A 2,747-nucleotide genomic window follows, 5' to 3' on the forward strand; every position below is an offset into this window, starting at 1 on the left:
AAAAATCGCTGCTATGACCGTGCTGCAATACATCAACTTCTGTAACCATCGTAAAATTGGTCTTGTTAAAGATGCTTTATTTTAATTCAACCAACGGGTTCTTCAATGTTTTGAATTCCATATTTTATTACGTTTTATCGTTTCTTCAAAGCCCCTTTTATACGGCCTCCGACATTTCCGACCGCCGCTCCGGCGACTCCGGCAGCGCCCATCGCCACGGCACGTCCTGCGCCTGCGACTTTATCGCCGTAACTTCCTGCGCCTCCGGCCTGAATGATCCACGACGCAACGGTCGGCACGCAGAAATATCCGACGATTCCGATAATCATAAAAATGCAATAGACCGTATTGCTTCCGTCGGGTATGAACGTCGGGTCTTGCAGTCGTTCGATGTCCTGCTGGAGCATCAGAATCTGGATGCGCGAAAGGATCGCACCGAACAGGTCGCTGACGGGCAGCCACAAATAGATGCAGATATAGCGTGCCAACCAAGACGCCAGCGTATTGTGAAAGCCGTCGTACACGGAGAAGGCGAAGGCCACGGGCCCCAGCAACGCCAGAACGATCAGGAAAAACGTCCGCACGGTGTCGATGGTCAGCGATGCCGCCTGGAAGAGCGTTTCCAGAAACGTCCGGAATGCCTCACGGACTTTCTGACCGAATTGATACCCGGCTCGCTCGGCATACATCCCGGCAATCGCCATGAGGTCTTTAGGCTTCCAGCCCAATTCGTCAAGCCGTTTGTCGAACTCTTCATTACTGATAAGATAGGCTTTCTCCGGATCGCGGAGCATCGCCTGACGCTGCAATTCATCCTTCTGTGTCTGGTATTTCTCCAGATCGAACGCCTGTCGATCGACCAAATGCGATGTGGCCTTGCTGATGGGCGACAATAGGCCGTTCAAAGGCCCCAGCACGAGGGTCGGGAAAGCCATGATGCACAGCCCCAGCACAAAAGGCCGCAGCAGCGGGAATACCTCGATCGGCTCCGCGGCGGCGAGGGATTTCCAGACCCGGTATGCGATGAAAAACAAGGCGCCCAATCCGGCGAGTCCTTTGGCAATGCCCATCATATCGCTGCACAACGGCAACATATCGGCGTACAACGAGCGGAGAATCTGATGCAGGTTCGTCCACTCTACGGCTAACGGCATCGTCATAGGTTACCAATATCTGTCGTTATGGCCGCCGTACAAGGCCCGCACACGCTCCGAATCCCCGCGCTGGCGGCTGCGCAGGAACGACACGGAGATATTCTTGCGCGTATAGTATTCCGTAAGATTGCGGTATTCGAGCATCTCGTAATAGATCCTGTCGATAATATCCAGCCGCTCCTTGTCGGTCATCGAAAGCCCCGACGGAGTGATGATCTGCTTCAGGTCGTTCAACAGGTCGGCACTCGCCGACAGCAGCTTCGTATAGCCTGCGGCCATTGCCGTGAGTTCCTCGGCCGAGTAGTTCGTATCGTCGAGCATTGACCGGAAGTTCGAGATGTATATATCGGAGATGTCGCCCACGAGCAGCATCATCTGCTGCACACGACGGGCGCTTTTGACGAGGTTATGCACCGACCGCAGCGCGTCGTAATATTTTTTCGACTGCTCGTAAATCTTTACCGTCTGCTGAAAACTCTGAAGCAGCGTACTTCCGTTCCGGGATGCTTCGACGACCTGCTTGGTGGAATTCACGATACCCTGCGCCAGATTCGAGGGGTCGCTCACCACCCACTGCGCCCGAAGCGGATGACCTGCCAGCAGCATCGCTGCCAGCAGGCCGAAGCCTATTCGCCGTCCCATCGCACCGGAGCCTGAAGGATTACTTCCGTCCCTATACGCTGCGGCCGGTCGTCGCGGACGAAAAGCCCGAAACATCCGATATGCAGAATATCGTTGGTCGTGTGATGAACGACGCATCCGCCGGTTTGCCCGTACAAGACATGGAGCCACAGACCGTCATCGCGTTTGAGAATGACCATGTCCCGCACGGGACGCTCGCCGCAGAAAAGCGTCGCGGCATATCCCGGAGCCGTTTTGCGGATCGTGATCCGCTCTCCGTATTCGTTCTTTCAGCAGCCGCAGATACGGTCGTCGGCAACCTCGGATTGCAACTCCCGGATGGTCTGTTTCAGCGACTCGATCTCTTCCTGCGCCCGGCGCAGCCGTTCGTCTCGCTCGGCGAGTTCTTTTTTGGATATGAACATGATTTTCGGTTTTTAGGTTAATGATCTTCATTGCGTTTTTGCTCGGCCAACTGGCGTATGGCCAGCTCGATATTGCCGCCGAGCTTCTCCGTGAGACGTTGCAACTCCAGTTTTTCAGTCTCTTCGGTGGTATAGCAGAGGTATTCCTCAAGACTCGTTTCGGTAGCATAGACAGCAGAGTGTACGCCTCCGAGTCCGATCCACACCTCTTTGTAGCGGCGCTTGGGGTCATTGGCCCGATTGATCGACAACACCTGATTGCGTTCCTTATCACTCAATCCCAACAACTCCTGAATCTCGTCGAACTTGTTAGCATACTTACGCATGTCCAAAAGGATGCGGCAGTCGCAGTTGGCGATGACGCTCTCCTTGAGGACGGGCGACGACAGCAGGTCGTCCAACTCCTGCGTTACGCACATACACTCGCCGAAATACTTGCGGCAGGTTTTATGTAGGCTAAGCACCCGGCGCCTTACCGTATTTCTACGGCAGGTTTCCAAGAACTCGCCCCCGAACCGGACTTACACCTCTCGGCGTATCCGGCTCT

General features: G+C 54.8%; 3 protein-coding genes and 1 pseudogene. 1 reads left to right on the forward strand and 3 read right to left on the reverse strand.

The genetic code is table 11. The features are described 5' to 3' along the window. Positions 1–134 precede the first annotated feature (134 nt). Positions 135–1,154 (reverse strand): conjugative transposon protein TraJ, encoded by a 1,020-nt coding sequence (gene traJ, locus BHV64_RS09085; protein WP_195285846.1) that lies wholly within the window; start codon positions 1,152–1,154, stop codon positions 135–137. A gap of 9 nt (positions 1,155–1,163) precedes the next feature. Further along, positions 1,164–1,796, reverse strand: coding sequence for a DUF4141 domain-containing protein (locus BHV64_RS09090; protein WP_217727877.1), 633 nt, complete (start codon positions 1,794–1,796; stop codon positions 1,164–1,166). 80 nt (positions 1,797–1,876) lie between these two features. On the opposite strand from BHV64_RS09090, the gene BHV64_RS09095 reads away from it, so the two are divergent. Beyond that, complete coding sequence (locus BHV64_RS09095) at positions 1,877–2,221, forward strand: hypothetical protein (RefSeq protein ID WP_055203595.1); 345 nt, start codon at positions 1,877–1,879, stop codon at positions 2,219–2,221. Here the strand turns inward: BHV64_RS09095 and BHV64_RS09100 are convergent. Continuing rightward, positions 2,218–2,655, reverse strand: a pseudogene (locus BHV64_RS09100) (TraG/VirB4 family ATPase); the annotation flags it as partial. The gene BHV64_RS09095 and the pseudogene BHV64_RS09100 overlap by 4 nt on opposite strands. Positions 2,656–2,747 lie beyond the last annotated feature (92 nt).

It is taken from the genome of Alistipes sp. 56_sp_Nov_56_25 (assembly GCF_001915285.1).
Classification (GTDB): domain Bacteria; phylum Bacteroidota; class Bacteroidia; order Bacteroidales; family Rikenellaceae; genus Alistipes; species Alistipes shahii.